The following is a 23,873-nucleotide window of genomic DNA, read 5'->3' as shown; positions in this document are numbered from 1 at the left end:
GCTAAAGCCGGTCCCACTGAGTGCGCGCGATCTTTTAGTGGGACCGGCTTTAGCCGGGAAGAGGCCAGTGTGTACGCCATCAGTCTTGCGGTGTGACGCCTGACGCTTTCCCGGCTAAAGCCGGTCCTACGATCGGCGTCAGCCCCACAATCGAAAGTCGCAGCCAGTCTCACAACAGGAAAGCGGCGCAGCCTCAATACGGGTCGTCGGGGTTGCCCGAATGCACCTGATACCGCTCGACAATCCGCTCGATCTCCCCGGACATCTTCATCCTCAGCAGCGTGCGCATGATGCGTTGCGCGGGTACGCTCGGGTCGTTGCGGGCGACGCAACCCACGGGCTGTTCATCGATGATCCACACGGCCCTGAGTTTCTCGTCGGCTTTCTGGTCGCGGTTGTACCAGTCCAGCGACCACTGGGTGTCCACGGCGTATCGGTAGCGATGGGCCGAGAGCTTTTGCAGGACCTGCTCCTGGAGTCTGGCGTCTTCGCGGATCAAATCGCGCGTGGCGAACAGCGGGTCCAGCACCGGGTAGGCATAGCCCAGCACGGTGCCGATGTGATCGCCGAGAATCGCGCTCAACTGAAAGGGTGCGGTGTCGTAGGCACTGCCGACCAGCACGTTGCGCTGGGTCAGCAGTGGCAGGCTCCAGGTGTAGTCGCCCGACATGTCCGGCAACCAGGATTGCGCGGCGTAACAGCGCACATCGACGTCACCGCGCTCGGTCGCCGCCTGCACCCTAAGCCGTGGATACACGCGATATTCGGCAGTCTGGCCGATCTGCCGGGCCAGGCTTTCCATGATGTCGAAAAGAATGCCGGTCTCAGGTCCGTCGGGACCCACTTGCATCAGCGGCATCGACCAACTGTCGGCCACGGCGAAACGCAGGGGCGGGCCTTGCGCCGCAGCAGGTGCGCTCAGTAACTCCACGGCGCCCAAAAGTCCCAAGCCACTCACCCACACTCGCATCCGGATCCCTCGAAGTAACAGTGCGACGCTTCAAGCCTGCTGTGTCTTCGGAATCCAGGTGCGGAACCTTATGGGGGAACCATCTCGCGGAGCCGTCTTGCGGAGCCAGGCCAGCCATAATAAAGCGATAAGCGTCGGACACCAGATGCAATTTTGCCCCTGCTCCGCTAGCATTGGCGGTCTTCCGCAACCCAGTCGCGACGGTTTTCAATGAGTTATCAGGTTCTTGCACGTAAATGGCGTCCGCGCTCGTTCCGCGAAATGGTCGGCCAGACCCATGTGCTCAAGGCCCTGATCAACGCGCTGGACAGCCAGCGCCTGCACCACGCCTATTTATTCACGGGCACAAGGGGGGTCGGCAAGACCACCATCGCGCGGATCATTGCCAAGTGCCTGAACTGTGAAACCGGTATCACTTCAACGCCCTGCGGCGAGTGCTCGGTGTGCCGCGAGATCGATGAAGGCCGCTTTGTCGACCTGATCGAGATCGACGCCGCCAGCCGCACCAAGGTTGAGGACACTCGCGAGCTGCTCGACAACGTGCAATACGCACCCAGTCGCGGCCGCTTCAAGGTCTACCTGATCGACGAAGTGCACATGCTCTCCAGCCACTCGTTCAATGCGTTGCTCAAAACGCTGGAAGAGCCGCCGCCCTACGTCAAGTTTATCCTCGCCACCACTGATCCGCAGAAGCTGCCGGCGACCATTCTGTCCCGCTGCCTGCAGTTCTCCCTGAAAAACATGACGCCCGAGCGTGTGGTCGAGCATTTGACCCACGTCCTTGGCGTTGAAAACGTTCCGTTCGAAGACGACGCGCTGTGGCTGCTGGGTCGCGCCGCCGATGGCTCGATGCGTGACGCCATGAGCCTCACCGATCAGGCGATTGCCTTCGGCGAAGGCAAAGTGCTGGCGGCCGATGTGCGCGCCATGCTCGGTACGCTGGATCACGGCCAGGTGTTCGACGTGCTGGCTGCGTTGATCGAGGGCGATGCCCGCTCGCTGCTTGAAGCCGTGCGCCATCTGGCCGAACAGGGCCCTGACTGGAGCGGCGTGCTCTCGGAGATTCTCAACGTGTTGCACCGGGTCGCCATCGCCCAGGCGCTGCCTGAAGGGGTGGACAATGGCCATGGCGATCGTGATCGCGTACTGGCTCTGGCCCAGTCATTGCCCGCCGAAGACGTGCAGTTCTATTACCAGATGGGCCTGATCGGTCGCCGCGATTTGCCGCTGGCGCCGGACCCCCGTGGCGGGTTCGAGATGGTGCTGCTGCGCATGCTGGCGTTCCGGCCCGCAGACGCCGACAACGCGCCGACGCAGCCGTTAAAGTCAGTGGGGATCAACCCGGCCACGGTTGATTCCCGGACAGCGGTGGCGAGTTCAGCATCCGCAGCACCCAACCCCGTCACCGCCCCGTCGCCAGCGCCGGTTATCGACAAGCCTGCTCCGGTGGCCGTGCCTGATGCTCAACCTGCGAAGCCAAAGGCTGAGGAAGAGATCGATCTGCCCTGGAACGAGCCGAAGGTTACGCCGCCAGCCGCTGCTGCCGAGCCCGAAGCAGAGCCTGAACCAGAGCCGTCCTCGCAGCCCGCTTCCGAATCCGTCGCCGAGATTCCCGAGCCCGTCCTCGACACCGTGGCCGAGCAGCCTGATCTGACGCCAATGCCGGCGCCGGTCCCCGCGAGCCCTGTGCCTGAAGCGCCTGAAGTCGAGTCGTCAGAGCAACGGCAAGCCGCCGCCGACGTCGTGACGCTGCAGATGATCGAGCACGTGCCCGACGCGACGCCGTACGTGCCGGCGCCCATGGAGCGCGACGACGAGCCGCCGCCCGATGACGACTACAACGAGCCGGACATCGACATCGACCCGGCATCGTTCGCTTATCTTGACGACCTGGCCCACGAAGCGGTCGAAGCGGTGGAGAAGGAGCCCGAGCTGTTGCCGGCCGCCAAGCCCGCCACCGGGCTGGCAGCCGACTGGCTTGAGCTGTTCCCGAAACTGCCGATTTCCGGCATGACCGGCAGCATCGCCGCCAACTGCACGCTGATTTCGGTGGAGGGCGACAACTGGCTGCTGCACCTGGATCCGGCCCACAGCGCGCTGTTCAACTCGACGCAGCAGCGCCGTCTGAACGACGCGCTGAACCAATACCATGAACGCACCCTCAACCTGAGTATCGAACTGATCAAGCCCGAGCAGGAAACCCCGGCTCAGGCAGCGGCGCGTCGGCGTGCCGATCGGCAGAAGCAGGCCGAGGCGGCGATTCACGGCGATCCGTTCATTCAGCAGATGATGCAGCAGTTCGGTGCGTCCATTCGCGAGGACACGATTGTGCCGGTGGATGGGCCGGCGCAGGCGCCGGTCTAGATGCTGATTCAGGACCAATGATTTCCGGGGGCGCTAAGCTGATGGGGCGCCCCGATTGTTCAACGACTTTCTATCCAATGACTTCCGAGGAGTAACTCCCATGATGAAAGGTGGCATGGCAGGCCTGATGAAGCAGGCTCAGCAGATGCAGGAAAAAATGGCCAAGATGCAGGAAGAGCTGGCCAACGCTGAAGTGACGGGCCAATCCGGCGCCGGTCTGGTCAGCGTGGTCATGACCGGGCGTCACGACGTCAAGCGCGTCAGTCTGGACGACAGCCTGATGCAGGAAGAGAAGGAAATTCTCGAAGACCTGATCGCTGCAGCCGTCAACGACGCTGTACGCAAGATCGAAGCGGCCAGCCAGGAGAAGACCGCCAGCATGACCGCCGGCATGCAGCTGCCCCCGGGCATGAAACTGCCGTTCTGATCGGACTGCCGTTGTGACACCCGAATGCCAGGCCCTCGTGCCTGGCATTTTTGTGTGGGGACGGCGCCAGGGCCGCCCCGGATTACGCGCGTCATATGGAGCCCCACATTCGACCGAACCCGTCCGGCTGCCCACGGTCTGCTTTCTATACCCTCGCAACCCTTCATCATGGAGCCCATTCCGATGACGCAAGAATTGATCCTCAACCAGCGTGTGGTCCTGGCATCCCGTCCACAGGGCGCACCGACCCCGGAAAACTTCCGACTTGAGCGCGAGGCGTTGCCTGACCTGCAAGACGGCCAGGTGCAATTGCGCACGCTCTACCTGTCCCTTGATCCCTACATGCGCGGTCGCATGAGTGACGCCCCGTCCTACGCGGCACCGGTGGAAATCGATGCGGTGATGGAAGGCGGCGCGGTCAGCGTGGTCGAGCAGTCGCGCAACCCGAAATTCAAGGAAGGCGATCTGGTGGTGGGTCAGACCGGCTGGCAGACCCATAGCATTTCCGACGGCAGCAACCTATTGATGGCGCCGAAAGATCTGCCCAGCCCGTCGATGGCGGTGGGCGTGCTCGGCATGCCGGGCATCACCGGTTACATGGGTTTGATGGACATCGGCAAACCGAAAGCGGGCGAGACCCTGGTCGTCGCCGCGGCTTCCGGGGCGGTCGGCTCGGTGGTGGGTCAGGTGGCCAAGCTCAATGGCCTGCGCGTGGTGGGTGTTGCCGGTGGTGAAGACAAATGCCGTTATGTGGTCGACGAGCTGGGCTTCGATGCCTGCATTGATCACCGCAGTGATGATTTCGCCGAGCAGCTGAAAGCGGCCGTCCCGAACGGCATCGACATCTATTTCGAACTGGTCGGCGGCAAGGTGCTTGAAGCGGTCATCCCGCTGCTCAATGAGCGTGCGCGGGTGCCGTTGTGCGGACTGATCGCCCATTACAACGCCCAAAGCCAGCCGGAAGGGCCGAATCAACTGCCACTGTTGATGCGCACGCTGCTGACCAAGCGCGCGAAGATTCAGGGCTTCATCGTCTACGAAGAGTATTACCACCGTCTGGAAGAATTCATGCAGGCCATGATTCCGCTGGTGAAGGACGGCAAGGTGAAATTCCGCGAAGACGTGGTGGAAGGTCTGGAACATGCGCCGGACGCGTTCATTGGCCTGCTCGACGGCAAGAACTTCGGCAAGCTGGTGGTCAAGGTCTCGTGACCCTGATTTGACGGTAATCGGAGGCGCGGGTATAAACCGCGTCTCGTGTTTTTGTCGGACGTTTCTCCAATGAGCTTCAGCCCCCTGATTCGCCAGTTGATCGACTCCCTGCGCATTCTGCCCGGTGTCGGTCAGAAAACCGCCCAGCGCATGGCGTTGCAGCTGCTGGAGCGTGATCGCAGCGGTGGCTCGCGTCTGTCCCAGGCATTGAGTCAGGCGATGGAAGGCGTTGGTCACTGCAAACAATGCCGCACCCTCACCGAAGAAGAACTTTGCCCGCAATGCTCGGACGTCCGTCGCGACGACACACTGCTGTGCGTGGTCGAGGGCCCGATGGATGTGTATGCGGTGGAGCAGACCGGTTACCGCGGGCGCTACTTCGTGCTCAAGGGCCACTTGTCGCCACTGGACGGTCTGGGGCCTGAAGCCATTGGCATCCCGCAGCTGGTCGCGCGGATCGAGGAGCAGGGCTCGTTCACCGAAGTCATCCTCGCCACCAACCCGACGGTGGAAGGCGAAGCGACGGCGCACTACATCGCCCAACTGCTGACCAACAAAGGCCTGGTCACCTCGCGCATTGCCCACGGCGTGCCGCTGGGTGGCGAGCTGGAACTGGTCGACGGCGGCACGCTCGCCCACTCGTTCGCAGGGCGCAAGCCGATTCAGTTGTAGGTGAGTTCCCTGTCTTCAATACGCGCCGCTGTCTTGCAGCGAATGAGGACCTGTGGGAGCGAGCTTGCTCGCGAATAGGCCGGGTCTGCCGCTGAATCTTCAATGCACGTACCGGCCTATTCCCGGCTGAAGCCGGTCCTACAGAGATCCGGCGAACCGATCGACTTTGATCGCGGCGTTACTTATCCGTCAACGCAAACTCGGTCAAACAGAACGTCGGGATTTCCATGTCACGCAGGCGCTTTGAGCCGCCCAGTTCAGGCAGATCGATAATCGCAGCGGCTTCGTGAACCTTCGCGCCCATGCGGCGGATCAGGTTGGCGGCGGCGACCAGCGTGCCGCCGGTGGCGATCAGGTCATCGAACATCACAACCGAATCCCCGTCGCACAAGCTGTCGGCGTGGACTTCCAGCAGCGCTTCGCCGTATTCGGTCTGGTAGGCCTCGGCCAACACGTCGGCCGGCAGTTTCCCCTGCTTGCGAAACAGCACCAGCGGTTTGTTCAGCTCATACGCAACGATCGAGCCGATGAGAAACCCGCGCGCGTCCATGGCGCCGACGTGGGTGAACTCGGCATCAATGTAACGCTGGATAAAGCTGTCGATGACCAGGCGCAGGGCCTTGGGTGACTGGAACAGCGGGGTGATGTCACGAAAAATCACGCCGGGCTTGGGGAAATCCACCACAGGGCGGATGAGGGATTTGATGCTGAATTCGTCGAAAATCATATGGATCTCGGGCAGGACATGACTCAAAAGACGCCAGTCTAAGCCCGCCCGGACCATGATGCATCAGCTTTCCAGCGATCCCCCGGCCAGCGCGCAGAGCTGAATCGGGTCGAGGATGCGGATTTCCTTGCCCTCGGCGGCGATCAACTCGTTCTGCTGAAAGCGGGTGAACACCCGGGACACGGTTTCCACTGCCAGGCCCAGGTAGTTGCCGATCTCGTTGCGCGACATGCTCAGGCGGAACTGGTTGGCGGAGAAGCCCCGGGCGCGGAAGCGGGCGGAGAGGTTGACCAGAAACGTGGCGATGCGCTCGTCGGCGGTTTTCTTCGAGAGCAGCAGCATCATCTGTTGGTCATCGCGAATTTCCCGGCTCATCACGCGCATCAACTGGCGACGCAATTGCGGCAGTTGCACCGACAGTTCGTCCAGCCGTTCGAAGGGGATTTCGCACACAGATGTGGTCTCAAGGGCCTGCGCCGTGACGGGATACGCCTCGGCGTCCATCCCGGACAGCCCGACCAGTTCGCTGGGCAGGTGAAAGCCGGTGAGTTGTTCTTCGCCGCTGTCGCTGAGGCTGAAGGTTTTCAGCGCGCCGGAACGGACGGCGTAGACGGAAGCGAAGGTGTCGCCCTGACGAAACAGAAAATCGCCTTTCTTCAATGGCCGGCCGCGTTTGACGATCTCGTCCAGTGCATCCATGTCTTCCAGGTTCAATGAAAGCGGAAGGCACAACGGGGCCAGGCTGCAGTCCTTGCAGTGAGCCTGGGTGGGAGCGCGCAGTTTGACTGGCTCAGACATCGGGTAATTCCTTTTGCAGAAACACACATGAGTCGTAAGGGTAACTCAGCGGTTAACCCTGCGACTACCACGCGCCTCCATGGCCAGAAATGATTCCTCCGCTCCAGGCGGAAAATGCCTGGATCACGCGGGCCTATATCACCCGGGAATAGCGCTGACGGTTTTGCGCGCCCAGATATCCGTCGAACACCATGCAGATCGAGCGCACCAGCAGACGTCCCGCCGGGGTGACGGTGATGCCTTTCGAATCCAGGTGAATCAGCCCATCCGTGGCCATGGTCAGCAACTGCGGCCACTGCTCGCAGAAATATTCCCTAAAGTGGATGGAAAATTCATCCTCGACGGGCGCGAAATCGAGGCGGCAATGGCAGATCAGTTGGCTGATGATGGTGCGCCGTAGCTGATCGTCCTCGTTGCAACGCAAGCCGCGCTTGGTCGCCAGTTGGTCGCTGGCCAGCAGGGTCTGGTACTCGGTGAGATCGGCGGTGTTCTGCGCATAAAGCCCACCGATCTGGCTGATGGCCGAGACGCCGAGGCCGATCAGGTCGCAGCGACCGTGGGTGGTGTAGCCCTGAAAATTGCGCTGCAGCGTGCCTTCTTCCTGAGCGATGGCCAGGTCGTCATCGGGCAGGGCGAAGTGGTCCATGCCGATGTAGCGATAGCCGGCGCCGGTCAGTTGCTCGATGGTGCGCTGGAGCATCTCCAGCTTGTGCTCAGGGCTGGGCAACTGCGCCGTGTCGATGCGCCGTTGCGGCATGAAGCGCTCGGGCAGGTGAGCGTAGTTGAACACCGAAAGCCGGTCGGGCTGCAGGGCGATGACTTGCTCGACGGTGCGGGCAAAACCCTCCGGGGTTTGCAGCGGCAGGCCGTAGATGAGGTCGATGTTCACCGAACGAAACTGCAAGGTGCGCGCGGCTTCGACGATGGCGCGAGTCTCTTCCAGGCTCTGCAAACGGTTGATCGCCCGCTGCACCAGCGGATCGAGGTCCTGCACGCCGAGGCTGACACGGTTAAAACCCAGTTCGCGCAACAGGCCCATGGTCGACCAGTCGGCCTCGCGGGGGTCGATTTCGATGCCGTAGTCGCCGGAGTGGTCATCCAGCAGGGTGAAGTGCTGGCGCAAATGGGCCATGAGCTGACGCAGTTCGACGTGACTGAGGAAGGTCGGCGTGCCACCGCCGAAGTGCAACTGCTCGACCACCTGACGGTCATCGACATGGGCGGCGATCAGGCTGATCTCGCGTTCGAGGCGCTGCAGATAGAGCTGGGCGCGACCGCGGTCCTTGGTGATGACTTTGTTGCAGGCGCAGTAATAGCAAATGTTGGCGCAGAACGGGATGTGCACGTAAAGCGACAATGGCCGCGACGCCATGCGGCTGTCACGCAGTGCCTGCAGCAGTTCGAAGGCGCCAACCTGCGTATGAAACTGCATGGCGGTGGGGTAGGACGTGTAACGCGGCCCTGCCAGATCGTAGCGGCGGATGAGTTCAGAATCCCAACGAAGGTCGTCGAGCATGGGGGCGTTCCCGTGAAGGCTGGCGGTGCGGGAAGTGTAAGGCGCGCGCAGATCAAGGCGTTGATCTGGGTCAATGGATGGGGCAGCGATTACTCGTGGGCCATGTCTGCATGGTTCATCTGAGGAGTCATCGTGTGCCCCATCCCGTGATTCATCGTGTGAGGCGTGTGCCCCATCAGCCACTGTTGATGGGGGCCGGGGAGTGTCCACAGGCCGAACAGAATCACCAGCAGCGCGCCGGCCACGCGCACGCTGCGGCGACGGAGCAGGGCGGTGATTCGCTCGGCGGCCAGCCCCGTGGCGAGCAGCACCGGCCAGGTGCCGATGCCGAACGCGAGCATCAATAATCCGCTGTGCAGCGCATTGCCCTGGCTCGCCGACCACAGCAGCGTGCTGTAAACCAGTCCGCAGGGCAGCCAGCCCCACACCGCGCCCAGCAGTAAAGCCCGAGGCATCGTCGACACCGGCATCAGGCGGCTGGCCAGCGGTTGCAGGTAACGCCAGATCCAGCGGCCCAATCCTTCGATGCGGGTCAGGCCGCTCCACCATCCGGCCAGGTACAGGCCCATGGTGATCATCAGCAGCCCGGCGATCACCCGCAACAGCATCGCCCCCGGACTGTTGGCGACCGCCCAGCCGAGCATGCCCGTCAGCAATCCGGCGCAGGCGTAGCTGAAAACACGTCCGGCGTTGTAGGCCATCAGCAGGTGCAGGCGTCGTCCGCGTTGCTCCTTGGGAATGGCAAAGGTGAGCGCGCCCATCAGACCGCCACACATGCCCAGGCAATGGCCGCCGCCGAGCAGGCCAAGGACCAAGGCAGAGAGGAGTTGGGGGAGGAGGTCATGCATGGTTTCGGCCTGAACGTCTGGCAGTGATTGCACGGACGTCTTCGCGAGCAAGGTAAAGCGCTGCCCCGGTCGTCCCAGATGAGAATGCATCAAGCCTGACCGCACCGCAGATGTATCTGCCAACACATGGACTGTGGGAGCGAGCTTGCTCGCGAAGAGGTCGGTACATCCGACAGATATCCAGCGGTCGATAGTCAGCCTTCGCGAGCAAGCTCACTCCCACAGGGACCGGGTTCACTTGGCCGAATCCTTCGTGAGCAAGATGGAGCGCCACCCCGGTCATTCCACATGAGATCGCATCAAGCGCGACGACACCGCAGATGTATCTGCCGACCCGTGGAGGGTGGGAGCGAGCTTGCTCGCGAAGAGGTCGGTACATCCGACAGATATCCAGCGGTCGATAGTCAGCCTTCGTGAGCAAGCTCACTCCCACAGGGACGGCGTTCACTTGGCCGAATCCTTCATGTTGTCCGCCCTATCTTTCCCCGACACCTCATCCACTCCGGCCTTGTGCCCCGGATCCTGATCGTCGAACAAAATGCTGTGAGCCGGGCCGTCCAGGTCGTCGTACTGGCCGCTGTCCACTGCCCAGAAAAAAACGTAAATCGCCACCGCCACAATCAGCAGCGCCACCGGAATCATGATGTAGAGCGCAGGCATCGGGCCTCCGGGGTGGGTCGTGCATTCATGGGGTCACCGTCTGATGGGCAGGTAGGGACTCTGCAGAAAGCGGCTTCGTCTGTGTCAGCCGCAAGGCATTCAAGACCACCACCAGCGAACTCACCGACATACCCGCCGCCGCCCACAACGGCGTGACCCAGCCCAGCGCCGCGAAGGGCAGCACCAGCCCGTTGTACAGCCCGGCCCACGCCAGATTTTCCACAATGATCCGCCGTGTGCGCCGAGCGAGGACAAAAGCATCCACCAACACGTGCAGACGGTTCGACAACAACACCGCGTCCGCGCTGGTCTTGGCCAAGTCGGTGGCCGAACCCATGGCGATGCTGATGTCGGCCGCCGCCAGCATCGGCACATCATTAACCCCGTCGCCGATCACCAGAATGGTCCGGCCCTCCGCGCGCAGCCGTTGCAGAATGGCGAGCTTGTCATCCGGCCGCAGGCTGCCTCGGGCGTCATCGATCTGCAACTGAGTCGCGACGCTGGAGACCATGGGCGAGCTGTCGCCGGACAATAACAACGTCTTCCAGCCGCGCTGTTTGCACGCCCCGACCAGCGCCGCCGCGTCGTCCCGCAGCCGATCATCGAGCACCAGCCAGGCGAGTGCCTGCGTGTCATCCCCCAGCAACAACCACTGACCGGGCTCGTCGGGCATCAATGGCACGGCGACGCCACTCAAGGCGCAGACAAACCCGGGCTGACCGATGCGCAAGAGCCGCCCGTTGACTTCGCCTTCGAGCCCCAGCCCTGGCGTGGCGACGACCCCTTCAGCGGTCAGCGGCGTCTTGCCGAACGCCCGGGCAATCGGGTGTTCAGACCGACTTTCCAGTGCCGCCGCCAGACTCAAGCAGTCGTCACTGCTCAGCGCGCCGAGGCTGCGAATGGCCCTTAACGTCAGGCGTCCTTCGGTCAGCGTGCCGGTCTTGTCGAAGATCACCGTGTCGATCCGGTTCAGCCCTTCCAGGACATGGCCGCGGGTGAGCAACAGCCCGAGTTTATGCAGCGTGCCGGTGGCGGCCGTCAGGGCGGTGGGCGTCGCCAGCGACAGGGCGCACGGGCAGGTGGCGACGAGCATCGCCAGCACAATCCAGAACGCGCGGCTTGCGTCGAGCTGCCACCAGACCACGCCGACACACGCCGCCAGCACCAGCGAAATCAGCAAAAACCACTGCGCTGCGCGGTCCGCCATTTGCGCGAGGGGCGGCTTCTCCGATTGGGCGCGCTCCAGCAATCGGACGACGGCAGAGAGTCGCGTGTCAGCGCCGAGGGCGAGCACTTCCACCGTCAGCACGCTTTCCACATTGGCGGTGCCGGCGGTGACCGCATCTCCCACCTGACGGGGTTGCGGCAGGTACTCGCCGGTGAGCAGCGATTCGTCGATGCTTGAGCGGCCCGCGATGATTTGGCCGTCCGCCGGCAACAGCGCGCCGGGGTGGACCACCACCTGATCGTGCAAACGCAACTGATAGGTCAAGACGCGCTCGGTCTGGCCCTCCGCGTTCAACCGCAGGCAGGAAGCCGGCAGCAGATTGACCAGTTGCGCGGTCGCCGCGCTGGTGCGTTCCCGGGCGCGGCGTTCCAGGTAGCGGCCGGTGAGCAGGAACAGCGCAAACATGCCGACCGCGTCGAAATACAATTCGCCCACGCCAGTGACCGCTGTCCAGAGGCCCGCGAGGTACGCCGCGCCAATCGCCAGTGACACCGAAACATCCATGGTCAGATGGCGCGCGCGCAGGTCGCGCAGCGCCCCTTTGAAGAACGGCGCACAGCTGTAAAACACGATGGGCGTCGTCAGAAACATCGCCACCCAGCGCAGGATCGTGTGCATCTCGGGGCTGAGGTCGATGTTGAATTCGGGCCAGGTCGCCATGGTCGCCATCATCGCCTGAAACCACAGCAGCCCGGCGACGCCCAGTTGACGCAGGCTGCGGCGGTTTTCCCGGGCCAGTTGCTCGGTCGCCTTGTCCGCCTGATAAGGGTGGCCGGCGTAACCGATGCTGCGCAGCTCGGCCAGCACCTCGCTCAAGGGCAACCCCACGTCATGCCATCGCAGGTGCAGGCGATGACTGGACAGGTTCAGCCGCGCTTCGACCACGGCGGGCAACGCGCGCAGATGACGTTCGATCAGCCAGCCGCAGGCCGCGCAGGTGATGCCCTCGATCATCAGCGTCGTTTCAGCCACATCGCCGACGGGGGACTCATGGCGGACAAAGGGCGCCTGCACGTCGGGACGATCAAGGAGGGCTTGTTCGTCGGCCAGAGGCGTCGGTAATACCTGAGGATTGATCGACGCTTCGCTGCGGTGCAGGTAATAGCTTTCCAGGCCGCCGGCGACGATGGCGTGGGCCACGGCCTGACAACCGGGGCAGCAGAACTCCCGCGCCTCGCCCAGCACCGACGTGATGAAGCGCCCGCCCGGAGGGACCGGCAACGTGCAGTGGTAGCAAGACCGCAGGTGTTTGATCTCGGTGGTCGGCATTTGAGTGGCGTTCACATCAATGCCTGCCCGCGCCCTGAATCGGCTCGTCGCCCAGGGTCAGTGGCTGGCCGGGGACGATCCGTTCTTCCTCGAACAGGCGCCAGGTCTGGCCGTTTTCCACCCCCAGCAATTCGACGAAACGCCGGCCTTCGACCCTGTCGCTCAACTGCCCGACATAACGCCCCGGTTGCGAAGGATTACGCGCCAGCACGATTTTGCGGTCCTTGTCCGGCTGAGTCGGAGAAATCAGGTTCAGCACCAGGGTTTCCGGCTGACTGGCGCCGCTCAGCTGCACATCCACTTCGCCGGTCAGCTCATCCAGGCCCACCATGGCTTGCAGATTGAGGGACTGACCCAGCAATTCGCGATCCAGGGAGCGGTTGATGCCTTTCCCGGCCTCGTAATAATTGTCGGTGACGAGGTTGTCCGGGTGGGTGACGGCGATGGTGACCATGGCCAGGGTCAATGCCACCGAGCAGGTCAGGATGCCGATGATGATCCACGGCCATAAATGCCGGTGCCAAGGTGTTGCTGCGGTGACTGGGTTCATTTCCGACCTCTCTCAGCGAATGGACGGGCCGATGAAACGGCTCTTGGCGTGGACTTCGGTGTCGCTTTGTTCGATGTCCCTGAGAACGAAACTGACCTCGTTGGTGCCCGACGGCAGTTGCTCAGGCGCGACCGACAGCTCCACCGGCAGGCTGACGATCTCGCCCGCCGGCACCTTGATCTCGCGGCGCCCTTGCAGCTTCAGGTCCGGCAGCCCGGTGGCGTCGAGCACATACGTGTGGTCGATCTGGTCCTTGTTCATGATCTTCAGGCTGTAGACGTTTTCGATCCGTCCCTCGGCGTTTTCCCGGTACAGCATGCGGTCCTTGCTGACGTCGAAACCCACCAGCGAGCGCATGTAAAACGCACTGGTCAGCACGCCGATCATCGCCAGCAACACCAGGCCATAACTGATCAACCGTGGCCGCAGTGTATGGGTCACTTGCCCGGAAAGGTTGTGCTCGGTGGTGTAGCTGATCAAGCCACGCGGGTAGTCCATCTTGTCCATGATCGAGTCGCAGGCGTCGATGCACGCCGCGCAGCCGATGCATTCAATCTGCAAGCCATCGCGGATGTCGATGCCGGTGGGGCAGACCTGCACGCACATCGTGCAATCGATGCAGTCGCCCAGGCCTTCAGCCTGGTAATCGGTTTCCTTTTTACGCGCGCCCCGTTGCTCGCCACGCCGTGGGTCGTAGGAAACGATCAGGGTGTCCTTGTCGAACATCACGCTCTGAAAGCGCGCGTAGGGGCACATATAAATGCACACCTGCTCCCGCAGCCAGCCGGCGTTGGCGTAGGTGGCGAGGGTGAAGAAACCGACCCAGAAATACGCCCAGCCATCGGCCTCGCCAGTGAAGAACGCCTGCAGCAGTTGGCGGATGGGCGAGAAGTAGCCGACGAAGGTCAGGCCGGTGACGAGGCCGATCAGCAGCCAGAGGCTGTGCTTGGCACACTTGCGCGCGAACTTGTTGCCGTTCATGGGCGCCTTGTCGAGTTTGATGCGCTGATGTCGGTCGCCTTCGGTGACCTTTTCGCACCACATGAACACCCACGTCCACACGCTTTGCGGGCAGGTGTAGCCGCACCAGACCCGCCCGGCGAACACGGTGATGAAGAACAGCCCGAACGCGCTGACGATGAGGATGCCCGACAGCAGAATGAAATCCTGGGGCCAGAACGTCGCGCCGAAGATGTAGAACTTGCGCTCCGGCAGGTTCCACCACACCGCCTGATGGGCGCCCCAGTTAAGCCAGACCGTGCCGAAATACAGCAGGAACAGCACAACGCCGCCCCCCATGCGCACATTGCGGAACACCCCGGTGAACGCGCGGGTGTAGATCTTCTCCCGCGAGGCATACAGGTCGACGGTGTCGCCGTCCTTTTCAGTCGGCGGCGTGACGTTGTGCAGCGGAATCTGATTGCTCATGGCAGCGTCCTGCGCCCTTCGGGCCGAATCATCAGCGTGTGCGACGGCGATATCCTTCACTCGGGCTTAGCCGCCGGTTCGTCCCCATGGGACAGGCTATACACGTAAGCCGCCAGCAGGTGCACCCGGTCGTTTCCCTGCAGCAAAGCCTGTGCCGGCATCTGGCCCTGGCGGCCGTACTGGATGGTCTGCTGCAACTGGGCAAAGCTGGCGCCGTAAATGAACGCGCCGGGGTGGGTCAGGTCTGGCGCGCCCAATGCGGCAACGCCTTTGCCCTGCGGACCGTGGCAGGCGACGCAGGTGGTGGCGTAGATTTTCTGGCCCGCCGCCGGGTCGGCGTTCGCGTCGGCGGGCAGCGTACGGCCACCCAGTTGCGTCAGCACATAGGCCGACACGTCGCGCACGCCTTGATCGCCAATCACCGCACCCCACGCCGGCATCACGGCGTGACGGCCGTTCATGATGGTGGTTTTGAGGGACTGCGGATCGCCGCCCCAGCGCCAGTCAGCGTCGGTGAGGTTGGGGAAGCCATAGGCGCCTTTGGCGTCGGAGCCGTGGCAAACCGAGCAGTTCGACGCGAACAGCCGACCGCCCATCTTCAGCGCTTGTGGGTCTTTGGCCACTTCCTCGATGGGCATCGCCGCGAATTTTGCGAATATCGGCCCGAAGCGCGCCTCGGATTGCGCCATCTCCTTCTCCCATTCGTGCACGCCGGTCCAGCCGGTTGTGCCGTCGGAAAACGGGATTTTCTTGTCGTTGTCGGCGTAGTCGTAACCCGGCAGCAGCCCCGTCCAGTTCCCCAGCCCAGGGTAGAACGCGAGGTAGCCCAGGGCGAAAATAATAGTGCCGATGAACAACCAGAACCACCACTTGGGCAGCGGGTTGTCGTATTCCTCGATGCCATCGAACGCATGGCCGACGGTTTCATCGGTGGTGTCGGTGCGCTGGCCCTTGCGCGTGGCGATCAGCAGCCAGCCCATTGCGAAGATCGTGCCCAGCGTCAGCACCGTGACGTAAATGCTCCAGAAGGCGCTCATGGTTTCTGGCTCCTTTCGGGTTTTAAGGCTTGGGCTTTGCTCTGGTCTTGCGCCTGCCTGACCTGCGCAATCGCCTCCGGATCATCGGCAAACGGCAGCAGCGTCGCATCGTCAAATTCCGCCTTGCGCCGCGGGCTGTACACCCACAGCGCCAGACCAATGAAAGCCACCATCACGACGACGGTGCCCAGGCCTCGTATTGTTCCCATGTCCATGGCGATCACCGTTTGCTCTTGATGAGGGTGCCCAGGCCCTGAAGGTAGGCCACCAGCGCATCCATTTCGGTCTTGCCCTTCACCGCGTCGGCTGCGCCGGCGATGTCGGCATCGGTGTACGGCACGCCCAGGCTGCGCAGCACTTCCATCTTCTTGCCGGTCAGCGTGCCGTCGATCCTGGTGTCCGCCAGGAAGGGGTAGGCCGGCATGATCGACTCCGGCACCAGGTCGCGCGGATTGTTTAAATGGGCGCGGTGCCAGTCGTCCGAGTAGCGCCCGCCGACCCGGGCCAGGTCCGGCCCGGTGCGTTTGGAACCCCAGAGAAATGGGTGATCCCAGACGCTTTCACCGGCCACCGAGTAGTGCCCGTAGCGTTCGGTTTCGGCGCGGAACGGCCGGATCATCTGCGAATGGCAGCCCACGCAGCCGTTGGCGATGTAGACGTCGCGGCCTTCGAGTTCCAGCGCCGGGCGCGGCTTCATGCCTTCGACGGGCAGGGTGGTGACGTCCTGAAAGAACAGCGGAACGATCTGGGTCAACCCACCCACCGCCACCGCGATGACCATGAAGATCGACAGCAGGCCGATGTTCTTTTCCAGTGCTTCGTGCTTGATCATCAGTGAGCCCCCACGACGGCAATCTGTGCGGCGGCTTCCGCTTCTTCCGTGTTCGCTGCACGAATCGTGCGGAATACGTTGTAGGCCATGAACAGCATGCCGCTGGCGAAAATCCCTCCGCCCAACGCGCGGACGATGTACCCCGGATGACTGGCCTGCAGGGCTTCGACAAACGAGTAGGTGAGGGTGCCGTCGTCGTTGATGGCGCGCCACATCAGGCCCTGGGTGATGCCGTTGACCCACATCGCGGCGATATAGAGGACGGTGCCGACCGTGGCGAGCCAGAAGTGCGTGTTGATCAGCGCGACGCTGTGCATCTGCGCCCGGCCGTAGAGTTTCGGGATCATGTGGTAGACGGCGCCGATGGAGATCATCGCCACCCAGCCCAGCGCGCCGGCGTGAACGTGGCCAATGGTCCAGTCGGTGTAGTGGGAGAGGGAGTTGACGGTCTTGATCGCCATCATCGGCCCCTCGAACGTCGACATCCCGTAGAACGCCAGCGACAGCACGAGGAACCGCAGAATTGGATCAGTGCGCAATTTATGCCACGCGCCTGATAGGGTCATCATGCCGTTGATCATGCCGCCCCAGCTTGGCACGAGCAGGATGATCGACATCACCATGCCCAGTGATTGCGCCCAGTCGGGCAGGGCGGTGTAGTGCAGATGGTGCGGGCCGGCCCAGATGTACAGGGTGATCAGCGCCCAGAAATGCACGATGGACAGGCGATAGGAATAGATCGGGCGTTCGGCCTGTTTCGGCACGAAGTAATACATCATCCCGAGAAAGCCAGTGGTGAGGAAAAAGCCCACGGCGTTGTGCCCGTACCACCACTGGATCATGGCGTCGGTGGCGCCGGCGTACGCCGAGTACGACTTGAACAGGCTCACCGGCAGCGAGATGTGGTTGACGATGTGCAGCATCGCCGTCACTACGATGAACGCGCCGTAAAACCAGTTGGCGACGTAAATGTGTCGGGTCTTGCGCTTGACGATGGTGCCGAAGAACACCGCGCCGTAGGCGATCCAGACAATCGCCAGCAGGATCGCGATCGGCCATTCGAGCTCGGCGTATTCCTTGGTGGTGGTGTAGCCCATCGGCAGGGTGACGATCGCGCCGATGATCACCGCCTGCCAGCCCCAGAAATGAAAGGCCGCCAGGCCGTCGGAAATCAGTCGCGCCTGACAGGTGCGCTGGACGACGTAATAGGAGGTGCCAAAAAGGGCACAGCCGCCGAACGCGAAAATCACCAGGTTGGTATGGAGGGGGCGCAGTCGACCGAATGTGGTCCACGGCAAACCGAAATTCAGGTCAGGCCACACAAGCTGGGCGGCGATGAAGACGCCCAGGCCCATGCCGATGATGCCCCAGACCACCGTCATGATGGCGAACTGGCGGACGACCTTGTAGTTATAAGCAGTCGGGCTGGGTGCTGTGCTCATGTCAGGTTCCACGGTGTGTATTTTATTAGTGTGGTCACAGCCGCACCTTCGATCGCGCGTAACCCATCACGCAGTGGCGTGGCTGGGGATCGACGGAAGCGAGGGACGCGGTGCACGCAGAGGCCCGTTTGCCGAAGCGCAATTGGGTTCTGGCTGAGTGGCCTGAGGGAAGGAAGACAGGTCGAGCTGGATCGCGCGCGTGAGTGGGAGGGATTGGATACAACCCTGCGGGTGAAAACAGCGCTGGGGCTGCTTGTCTGCAAGAGGGCTGCGTTGCCGGGCACAATCTTGTTGCTGGGCCTGTGGCTAGCTGTCGCCGGTCCACTGTGCGGACACAGCTTAGACGCGAATGATCGCGGAGGGAAGGCTTTGGAACAGCGCCTGCGACACTTGGCCGCGCTCGACGGAAAGTTGCCGCGTCCTTGGCGGGACGCGGCGATCAACCATTTCCGGAGATAGCTGAAACGCTTCTCTGCCTGCCGTTCCTGTGCATCGAGAGAGCATTTCGACTGCAAAGTTGTATACAAAAAGCCGCTGACATTGGCACTTTTATCTGCCCAAAAAATATTTGGCCCGAGCTGGCAGAAAGGCCGGCGATCGTCACGGGTGATCGTCCGGAGCGGACAAAAAGCATATTCCGTCGATGAAACCGCCCGGTTGTGTGCAGGTTGGGGCGCTCAGGATTCGGTGCTCGTTGCCGAAGTGCCGGGCCAGACTAACGCCCGGGAGCTGAACCCTTGCTGTCGGAGCAGGGCAAACGGCGGGCAGGCTCATGGCACGCCGACGTTGCTGCATAATGCCGGCCGTGGTGCTCGCCTCAGTCGGCGGGTGGTCGATGTTTTGGTAAAAGAGACCTGCATGAGCAAACAACACGCGGCGAAGCGAACGGCGGATCACTGCGCCCAGTTGGCGCAAGAACACGGCTGGATCTGGGATGCGCCGACCGGCCAGGCAGCGGACGCGCCATCGACGCTGATTCTCGCCCACGGCGCGGGCGCCCCGATGGACAGCGACTTCATGAACGACATCGCCACGCGCCTGGCGGCCTTGGGTGTTGGCGTGCTGCGTTTTGAATTCCCCTACATGGCCCAGCGCCGAATCGACGGGCGCAGACGACCGCCCAATCCCCAACCGAAGTTGCTGGAGTGCTGGCATGGGGTGCACGCCGCCGTGCGTGGGGGTGTGAGCGGGCGAGTGGCGATCGGGGGCAAATCCATGGGCGGACGCATGGCCAGCGTCATCGCTGACGAAGTCGAAGCCGATGGGTTGTTCTGTCTTGGCTATCCGTTCTACGCGGCGGGAAAACCCGAGAAACCGCGGGTCGCGCACCTGGCGGGACTGCGGACGCCGACGCTGATCGTGCAGGGCGAACGCGATGCGTTGGGCAACCGAGAGGCGGTTGAAGGGTATGAGCTGTCGAAGGCCATCGAGGTGCATTGGGTGCCGACGGCCAACCATGACCTCAAACCGTTGAAATCATCGGGGCTCACTGTCGAGGCGTGCATGCAGGAAATCGCCGAGCTTATGGCGCGTCGGCTGATCGGATAGCGGGATGTTCCTCGGCGTTCAGGTCGCAGACCAGGTCGAACAGGCCGTCGGTCACGTGAAAGTCCTTGGTCGGGACCGCAAACTCGAAGTTGCCGTTCAGCTGTCCTGAAGTGGCATCGCAGCCCAATAGTGTCAGGTTGCCTTGCTGCAGATCGCGGGAGTGATAAATCTTCGCCATCCGCGTGGGGGTAAGGTGATAGATGACGGTGATCTGTTCGTTGCGTAGCAAGTTGTAGCTACCGGGTTGCACTGTCTGGTCGGTGAACAGGCCGATCATGGTGCGGTGCCGGCGAACCGTGCCGGTGGCGAGGATCTTCCAGATTCGGCAGGTGAGCGGATCCGACCGACCCGGGCGCAGGCACGCCATGGCGCTCAGGCGGTGGGTGATGAAGGGGTGGCCGTTGACTATTGCGCTGAACGTGCCGCGCGCCGCCGGTGCCTGCGGGCGTTGAAGAGGAGGTTTTGCGGGCATTTTTCTGAGGTTTCCTTGAGTGGATTTTAAGGGCGGCGTGGGCGCTGCACGTGTAAGACGCCGTCGGGTTGCGACGACGTCTTTGAAAGGGGGTGCTGCTTAGGTGTCTGAAGCGTGCTGACGCGCGTGAGTGGCTGATTCGCGAATCAGCTAATTAGCGAATAGCAACGCCCAGGCTGGAATTGATGTGGAGCAGTTTGTAGTCCTTTCCGGTGTTGAGGTTCTTCACGTAGTACCACTTCGCGCCGAACACGTTTTTGGCGACGGTGGAGGACCAATAGTTGGCATTGCCCATCGGCCAGCGGTTGCCGTAGGCGTTATAGATCTCGATCAACTCGTGGATGCTCGGGATGCGCGCGCCAATGCGGTTGGCGGCGTTGGAGATCTGGGTGTAGTTGCCGGAGCCCACGCCGTGGCATTCGATGACGCCGGTGACGGTTACGTCGTAACTCTGCTGTTCGCCCGCTGAATCGGTGACCGTGATGGTTGCCAGGCCGTTGCCGCGCACCGACGTCCAGCCGGAAGCTGCTACGACGGCCACCTTCGCATCGCTGGTCGAATAGGTATAAGGAGGGCGACCGCCGCTGGCGATGCGATGGACCGTGGTGCCCGTTGGAAAGGTCGGGAGCAACGCAGGGTGGGCGGGTAGCAGGTAAATTTTACCGGCCAGGGTAACCGGTGATGTGTCGAACATCATGCCCTCGCGCACCGACAGCTGAAGCGGCACAGACTCCATGTCGATGCCATTGCGCGTCACGATGTAGGTCAGCGTCGCGGTGCTGCCGATGCTCATCTCGATCAGCATTTTGGGCACGCCGAAAACCAGTTCGGTCATGCCACCGACGTTCATCATCATGGTTTCAAACGTACGTGCACCAACCCAGCGCACTCGCACCAGATCCCGAGGGTCCATCCCGCGATAACTGACACGCACGATCGCTTCCCAGCCGGTAATCAGTGAAGGACGCAGAATGCCGTCCGGGCCGACTGTGTCGACGGTTGGCGCGGGCAGTTCCAGCGCGGCGCTCATGATCTTCAGCGCAAGTTTGGCCGACTCCTGCACGATGCCGCTGCCGCGCGTCACGGTGTAGGCCACCTCGATATTTTGCCCGTCATTGACCGTGACTACACTGTTAGGAAACACCAGGGCCAGCACCTGACCGGCTTCGGCGGCCGAAATAATCTTCTCCTGGCGATCGTTGCCCTTCGGACCGTTCCACTGAGCAACGACCGTTTCGCCCTCGCGCAGATCAGCCGTGGCATCGATCACCAAGGTGGCGCCATTCGCCGCATCGGCGGGGTCCAGAACCTGACCCTTGGCTTCGCGGATCACCGGTGCCGGCAGAGGTCGGCGCATGCCCAGGTCAAGCTGGATCATCACCGGATCAGAGACCATCGACACATTGCCCGCACGGTCGGTCACGGTGTAGGTGACCGCGGAAGTCTGGCAGTCCGACAGTTCCATGAACGGACGCGTGAAGTCCACCATCACCCGGTTCAGGCCCATGTCGTTGGCATCAACGACGGTCATCGGACCTTCCATCGGACCCCAATAGGTGCGGATTTCGTCCCCTGCGGCCATGCCGCTGTAGCCCGCGATCTTGCCGGGAAGGACGTTGTTGAGGCCTTCCAGTTCGGAGGAGGTGAGGCCGTTCTGGATAACGTCGGGGAAAATGATGGGGCCGAGTTGCGGTGCGCCTGGGGCGGTTCGGTCGATGACCAGCGGAATAGTCTCGGAATAGACCTCATATTGAGTGTTAGGACTAAAGTTCCGATACCCCACGCGATGTACACCCTCAGTTAACAGGTCAACCGGGATTTCTACTTCCAAAAGGTCACCTGGCCTGTCCGTGCTTAAAATGATTTTCTCCGGTGGAACCTTTGCACCATCAAATGCAAGTTGATAGGTATAGCCGGTCTCAGCAGCCTCCCACACTGGGAAGTTAACTTTGACAGCGGTAGTGAGCTGTTCAATTGGCACCAGTCCACCTTCAAGCGCAACCGGTACATTGGGTAGTTGCAAGGGAATAGGCGCTCTTGTTAGTGGGGTGTTTTGCACGTTCATATGATTTCCTTAGTTGAAGTCGATCAAGGGTGGAATATTCCACCCTTGATCATGCTGGGTTCTGGTTTAAGTCAAGCGCGCAGAGTGCACGCGGTTTCATTGGTGCGTCGCATGTCCACCGGTACTCGAGTGATACGTGAAGTCACCGCGCTTTGATTGCTTCCAGCAGCAGGTTCTACTCGGATATAGGCTTCACAATATCCGTGGCAGATTGTCCGCAAGATATTGAACGGCACCTGGAAGCTGTAGCCGTTCAAGACGTCTTGTTCATCAAGCTCGCGGGTCGCGGTGAAGGTTGCTGCTTCGATTGGATTGTTAGTCAGGTCGAAGCCTTTGAATGTAAAGAACAGTTTTTGGTTTTTTGAGATATTGATATAGGGCTTAATCAACCCCTTAGTGCCATTAGGTGCAACCACAAGCGAAATGTATCCGGTGGGAGTCAGCTCAAATACGGGGCCATCAATACCATCGGCACCTCCAGGCAGTTCTTCCCTGGAACGCACTGTCACTGTCTGGGTTGGAGAAGGTGTCGGATTCGGGTTGCCGTCACGGACCACGGTATAGCGCACTGGGATTTCAGCACCGGTGCCTTGTGCCTTCATGATTGAGTTGACGATAGGGATAACAAGGTCTTTTTGAGCCGCCACGTCCTCCTCCGAAATTTGGTGCCACTGAAGCCGTTGTTGATCTCCCCAGAAAAGGTTCAGATTATCATTGAGCTTGAACTGATCATTCCACTGGACGATAGCGCGACTGTTAAGCTCATAGTCCTCCTCATCAATAAAGTTGTCGGTCTTGTCTGGGCTGTTAAGGCTTGTCCCTTGAACGATGGGCGCTAGTGCAGGCTCTGGGACAGGCAGGGTCAGAAATACCTCGATTTCTGTTGCCAGTGACGAACCGTTTAGCTGATTTTGTCGGGTTATCTTGTAGGTGACAGAAACTTCACCTACTGGCTTCACCGCAATGGTTTCAAATGGCACACGGAATGAAATAACGATGTCCTCATCTTCATCGCCAGGGGGCAATTGCACCGGGAACATGGGCGTGTCCTCACCCCAATACAAAGTAATTTGGTCAAAAGCTGCCGCGCCTGGGTAGTGAGGGATGTCTACCTTCACGCCTGGACGAGCTTCCACGTAATCAATCAGTCCGCCAACGGCGGGGTCAACGATAGGAGCCGGATAGTTAACCGGGATTTCTTCGAGTAACAACAGGATGCTCGATTCAATCGAGAACTCGGACGTGTTGCCTGCGCGATCCGTCACCTTGTATTTAACGTCATGGGGCCCGGCAGGGATGGTCTCAAGAAAGTTTTTCGAGAAATTGAACAGAACTTTATTGAGTCCCATATCATCCTGAGTCACTGTTGCGGTTGGGCCTGCGGTATCACCCCAATAACTTTCAATAACATCGTGTTTGGCCATGCCTGTGTAGCCAGCAACTTCAACGTCCAGCTGGTCCCCAAGACGCGTCAATTCCGCAGCAGTCAAGCCATTCTGGACCTCTACTGGAAACTGAATGGCAGCGAGTTGGGGTTTGCCTGGGGCCGTGCGGTCTATTACTACGGGGAAAACTTCAGAAAAATCCTCAACAGTGGTATTTGGGCTGTACGTTCGGAAGGCGAGACTGTGAAATCCTTCGGTTTGCAATGTAACTGGAATTTCCAGGGTGAGAGGAATCCCTGGTCGATCTGCAGGCTGGATAATTTTTTCTGGACCGTAAGCTTCGCCGTCCCATAGAAGCTGATATTTATAGCCTGCCTCTGCACCCTCCCAGACCTTCAAGTCAACAGTGATTGGGCTATCAAG

General features: G+C 61.4%; 21 protein-coding genes. 5 read left to right on the top strand and 16 right to left on the bottom strand.

The genetic code is table 11. From position 1 onward, the window contains the following. Window positions 1-193: 193 nt before the first annotated feature. Window positions 194-970, bottom strand: a complete 777-nt coding sequence (locus tag QMX88_RS23050; RefSeq protein WP_282372538.1) for a substrate-binding periplasmic protein — start codon at window positions 968-970, stop codon at window positions 194-196. A gap of 210 nt (window positions 971-1,180) precedes the next feature. Between QMX88_RS23050 and dnaX the strand changes: the two genes are divergently transcribed. From dnaX to recR, 4 genes are all read left to right on the top strand, one after another. Continuing rightward, window positions 1,181-3,334, top strand: coding sequence for a DNA polymerase III subunit gamma/tau (gene dnaX / locus QMX88_RS23045; RefSeq protein WP_282372537.1), 2,154 nt, complete (start codon window positions 1,181-1,183; stop codon window positions 3,332-3,334). Between the two features lie 100 nt (window positions 3,335-3,434). Then, a complete protein-coding gene (locus QMX88_RS23040; RefSeq protein ID WP_037011416.1) occupies window positions 3,435-3,761 on the top strand; it encodes a YbaB/EbfC family nucleoid-associated protein in 327 nt (108 codons plus the stop codon). A gap of 183 nt (window positions 3,762-3,944) precedes the next feature. Then, window positions 3,945-4,973 carry an NADP-dependent oxidoreductase gene (locus QMX88_RS23035; protein WP_192174207.1) on the top strand — a complete coding sequence of 343 codons (1,029 nt, stop codon included), beginning with the start codon at window positions 3,945-3,947 and terminating at the stop codon, window positions 4,971-4,973. 69 nt (window positions 4,974-5,042) lie between these two features. Next, on the top strand, window positions 5,043-5,645 hold the full coding sequence (gene recR / locus QMX88_RS23030; protein WP_065988697.1) for a recombination mediator RecR: 603 nt from the start codon (window positions 5,043-5,045) through the stop codon (window positions 5,643-5,645). 178 nt (window positions 5,646-5,823) lie between these two features. On the opposite strand, the gene QMX88_RS23025 is transcribed toward recR, so the two are convergent. The 12 genes from QMX88_RS23025 to ccoN form a co-directional block, all read right to left on the bottom strand. Continuing rightward, window positions 5,824-6,372 carry an adenine phosphoribosyltransferase gene (locus QMX88_RS23025; protein ID WP_192174208.1) on the bottom strand — a complete coding sequence of 183 codons (549 nt, stop codon included), beginning with the start codon at window positions 6,370-6,372 and terminating at the stop codon, window positions 5,824-5,826. Between the two features lie 63 nt (window positions 6,373-6,435). Continuing rightward, a complete protein-coding gene (gene fnr / locus QMX88_RS23020; RefSeq protein WP_192174209.1) occupies window positions 6,436-7,170 on the bottom strand; it encodes a fumarate/nitrate reduction transcriptional regulator Fnr in 735 nt (244 codons plus the stop codon). A 133-nt stretch (window positions 7,171-7,303) separates the two neighbouring features. Continuing rightward, window positions 7,304-8,686, bottom strand: coding sequence for an oxygen-independent coproporphyrinogen III oxidase (hemN, locus tag QMX88_RS23015; RefSeq protein WP_282372529.1), 1,383 nt, complete (start codon window positions 8,684-8,686; stop codon window positions 7,304-7,306). 89 nt (window positions 8,687-8,775) lie between these two features. Beyond that, complete coding sequence (locus QMX88_RS23010) at window positions 8,776-9,534, bottom strand: sulfite exporter TauE/SafE family protein (protein ID WP_282372527.1); 759 nt, start codon at window positions 9,532-9,534, stop codon at window positions 8,776-8,778. Window positions 9,535-9,978: 444 nt separating this feature from the next. After that, window positions 9,979-10,194: a cbb3-type cytochrome oxidase assembly protein CcoS gene (ccoS, locus tag QMX88_RS23005; protein ID WP_282372526.1), complete on the bottom strand. Its 216-nt coding sequence runs from the start codon at window positions 10,192-10,194 to the stop codon at window positions 9,979-9,981. Window positions 10,195-10,219: 25 nt separating this feature from the next. Further along, on the bottom strand, window positions 10,220-12,691 hold the full coding sequence (locus QMX88_RS23000; RefSeq protein WP_282372541.1) for a heavy metal translocating P-type ATPase: 2,472 nt from the start codon (window positions 12,689-12,691) through the stop codon (window positions 10,220-10,222). 16 nt (window positions 12,692-12,707) lie between these two features. Next, on the bottom strand, window positions 12,708-13,241 hold the full coding sequence (locus QMX88_RS22995) for a FixH family protein (protein ID WP_282372525.1): 534 nt from the start codon (window positions 13,239-13,241) through the stop codon (window positions 12,708-12,710). Window positions 13,242-13,253: 12 nt separating this feature from the next. Beyond that, a complete protein-coding gene (gene ccoG / locus QMX88_RS22990; protein ID WP_282372524.1) occupies window positions 13,254-14,669 on the bottom strand; it encodes a cytochrome c oxidase accessory protein CcoG in 1,416 nt (471 codons plus the stop codon). Window positions 14,670-14,725: 56 nt separating this feature from the next. Beyond that, a complete protein-coding gene (ccoP, locus tag QMX88_RS22985; RefSeq protein WP_282372523.1) occupies window positions 14,726-15,706 on the bottom strand; it encodes a cytochrome-c oxidase, cbb3-type subunit III in 981 nt (326 codons plus the stop codon). Next, window positions 15,703-15,921, bottom strand: coding sequence for a cbb3-type cytochrome oxidase subunit 3 (locus tag QMX88_RS22980; protein WP_282372540.1), 219 nt, complete (start codon window positions 15,919-15,921; stop codon window positions 15,703-15,705). The genes ccoP and QMX88_RS22980 overlap by 4 nt, the downstream gene beginning before the upstream one ends. 5 nt (window positions 15,922-15,926) lie before the next feature. Next, on the bottom strand, window positions 15,927-16,538 hold the full coding sequence (gene ccoO, locus QMX88_RS22975) for a cytochrome-c oxidase, cbb3-type subunit II (protein ID WP_282372522.1): 612 nt from the start codon (window positions 16,536-16,538) through the stop codon (window positions 15,927-15,929). Beyond that, window positions 16,538-17,980 carry a cytochrome-c oxidase, cbb3-type subunit I gene (ccoN, locus tag QMX88_RS22970; RefSeq protein WP_282372521.1) on the bottom strand — a complete coding sequence of 481 codons (1,443 nt, stop codon included), beginning with the start codon at window positions 17,978-17,980 and terminating at the stop codon, window positions 16,538-16,540. Before ccoN ends, ccoO begins: the two co-directional genes overlap by 1 nt. 858 nt (window positions 17,981-18,838) lie before the next feature. Here ccoN and QMX88_RS22965 point away from each other — a divergent pair. Beyond that, entirely contained in the window at window positions 18,839-19,528 is a 690-nt protein-coding gene (locus QMX88_RS22965; RefSeq protein WP_282372520.1) for an alpha/beta family hydrolase, read from the top strand. Here QMX88_RS22965 and QMX88_RS22960 read toward each other — a convergent pair. The 3 genes from QMX88_RS22960 to QMX88_RS22950 all read right to left on the bottom strand — a co-directional run. Next, window positions 19,503-20,000 carry a hypothetical protein gene (locus QMX88_RS22960; protein WP_282372519.1) on the bottom strand — a complete coding sequence of 166 codons (498 nt, stop codon included), beginning with the start codon at window positions 19,998-20,000 and terminating at the stop codon, window positions 19,503-19,505. The genes QMX88_RS22965 and QMX88_RS22960 overlap by 26 nt on opposite strands. Window positions 20,001-20,154: 154 nt before the next feature. Continuing rightward, window positions 20,155-22,065, bottom strand: a complete 1,911-nt coding sequence (locus tag QMX88_RS22955; RefSeq protein WP_282372518.1) for a hypothetical protein — start codon at window positions 22,063-22,065, stop codon at window positions 20,155-20,157. A 71-nt stretch (window positions 22,066-22,136) separates the two neighbouring features. Continuing rightward, window positions 22,137-23,873: hypothetical protein (locus QMX88_RS22950; RefSeq protein WP_282372517.1), on the bottom strand; the 1,737-nt coding region annotated here is incomplete at its 5' end.

Source organism: Pseudomonas sp. PS02290, from assembly GCF_029960075.1.
Classification (GTDB): Bacteria; Pseudomonadota; Gammaproteobacteria; order Pseudomonadales; family Pseudomonadaceae; genus Aquipseudomonas.
Note: the sequence above shows the minus strand (reverse complement) of the source record. Positions and strands in the feature narration are given on the sequence as shown.

What these genes read in the sequence shown, in the direction of transcription:
- fnr (WP_192174209.1), bottom strand. Translation starts at nt 7,170, where the DNA reads ATGTCTGAGCCAGTCAAACTGCGCGCTCCCACCCAGGCTCACTGCAAG.
- QMX88_RS23010 (WP_282372527.1), bottom strand. Translation starts at nt 9,534, where the DNA reads ATGCATGACCTCCTCCCCCAACTCCTCTCTGCCTTGGTCCTTGGCCTG.
- QMX88_RS23050 (WP_282372538.1), bottom strand. Translation starts at nt 970, where the DNA reads ATGCGAGTGTGGGTGAGTGGCTTGGGACTTTTGGGCGCCGTGGAGTTA.
- ccoS (WP_282372526.1), bottom strand. Translation starts at nt 10,194, where the DNA reads ATGCCTGCGCTCTACATCATGATTCCGGTGGCGCTGCTGATTGTGGCG.
- recR (WP_065988697.1), top strand. Translation starts at nt 5,043, where the DNA reads ATGAGCTTCAGCCCCCTGATTCGCCAGTTGATCGACTCCCTGCGCATT.
- ccoP (WP_282372523.1), bottom strand. Translation starts at nt 15,706, where the DNA reads ATGAGCGCCTTCTGGAGCATTTACGTCACGGTGCTGACGCTGGGCACG.
- QMX88_RS23035 (WP_192174207.1), top strand. Translation starts at nt 3,945, where the DNA reads ATGACGCAAGAATTGATCCTCAACCAGCGTGTGGTCCTGGCATCCCGT.
- QMX88_RS23000 (WP_282372541.1), bottom strand. Translation starts at nt 12,691, where the DNA reads ATGCCGACCACCGAGATCAAACACCTGCGGTCTTGCTACCACTGCACG.
- QMX88_RS23040 (WP_037011416.1), top strand. Translation starts at nt 3,435, where the DNA reads ATGATGAAAGGTGGCATGGCAGGCCTGATGAAGCAGGCTCAGCAGATG.
- ccoG (WP_282372524.1), bottom strand. Translation starts at nt 14,669, where the DNA reads ATGAGCAATCAGATTCCGCTGCACAACGTCACGCCGCCGACTGAAAAG.
- QMX88_RS22965 (WP_282372520.1), top strand. Translation starts at nt 18,839, where the DNA reads ATGAGCAAACAACACGCGGCGAAGCGAACGGCGGATCACTGCGCCCAG.
- QMX88_RS23025 (WP_192174208.1), bottom strand. Translation starts at nt 6,372, where the DNA reads ATGATTTTCGACGAATTCAGCATCAAATCCCTCATCCGCCCTGTGGTG.
- ccoO (WP_282372522.1), bottom strand. Translation starts at nt 16,538, where the DNA reads ATGATCAAGCACGAAGCACTGGAAAAGAACATCGGCCTGCTGTCGATC.
- QMX88_RS22980 (WP_282372540.1), bottom strand. Translation starts at nt 15,921, where the DNA reads ATGGACATGGGAACAATACGAGGCCTGGGCACCGTCGTCGTGATGGTG.
- dnaX (WP_282372537.1), top strand. Translation starts at nt 1,181, where the DNA reads ATGAGTTATCAGGTTCTTGCACGTAAATGGCGTCCGCGCTCGTTCCGC.
- QMX88_RS22995 (WP_282372525.1), bottom strand. Translation starts at nt 13,241, where the DNA reads ATGAACCCAGTCACCGCAGCAACACCTTGGCACCGGCATTTATGGCCG.
- QMX88_RS22955 (WP_282372518.1), bottom strand. Translation starts at nt 22,065, where the DNA reads ATGAACGTGCAAAACACCCCACTAACAAGAGCGCCTATTCCCTTGCAA.
- QMX88_RS22960 (WP_282372519.1), bottom strand. Translation starts at nt 20,000, where the DNA reads ATGCCCGCAAAACCTCCTCTTCAACGCCCGCAGGCACCGGCGGCGCGC.
- ccoN (WP_282372521.1), bottom strand. Translation starts at nt 17,980, where the DNA reads ATGAGCACAGCACCCAGCCCGACTGCTTATAACTACAAGGTCGTCCGC.
- hemN (WP_282372529.1), bottom strand. Translation starts at nt 8,686, where the DNA reads ATGCTCGACGACCTTCGTTGGGATTCTGAACTCATCCGCCGCTACGAT.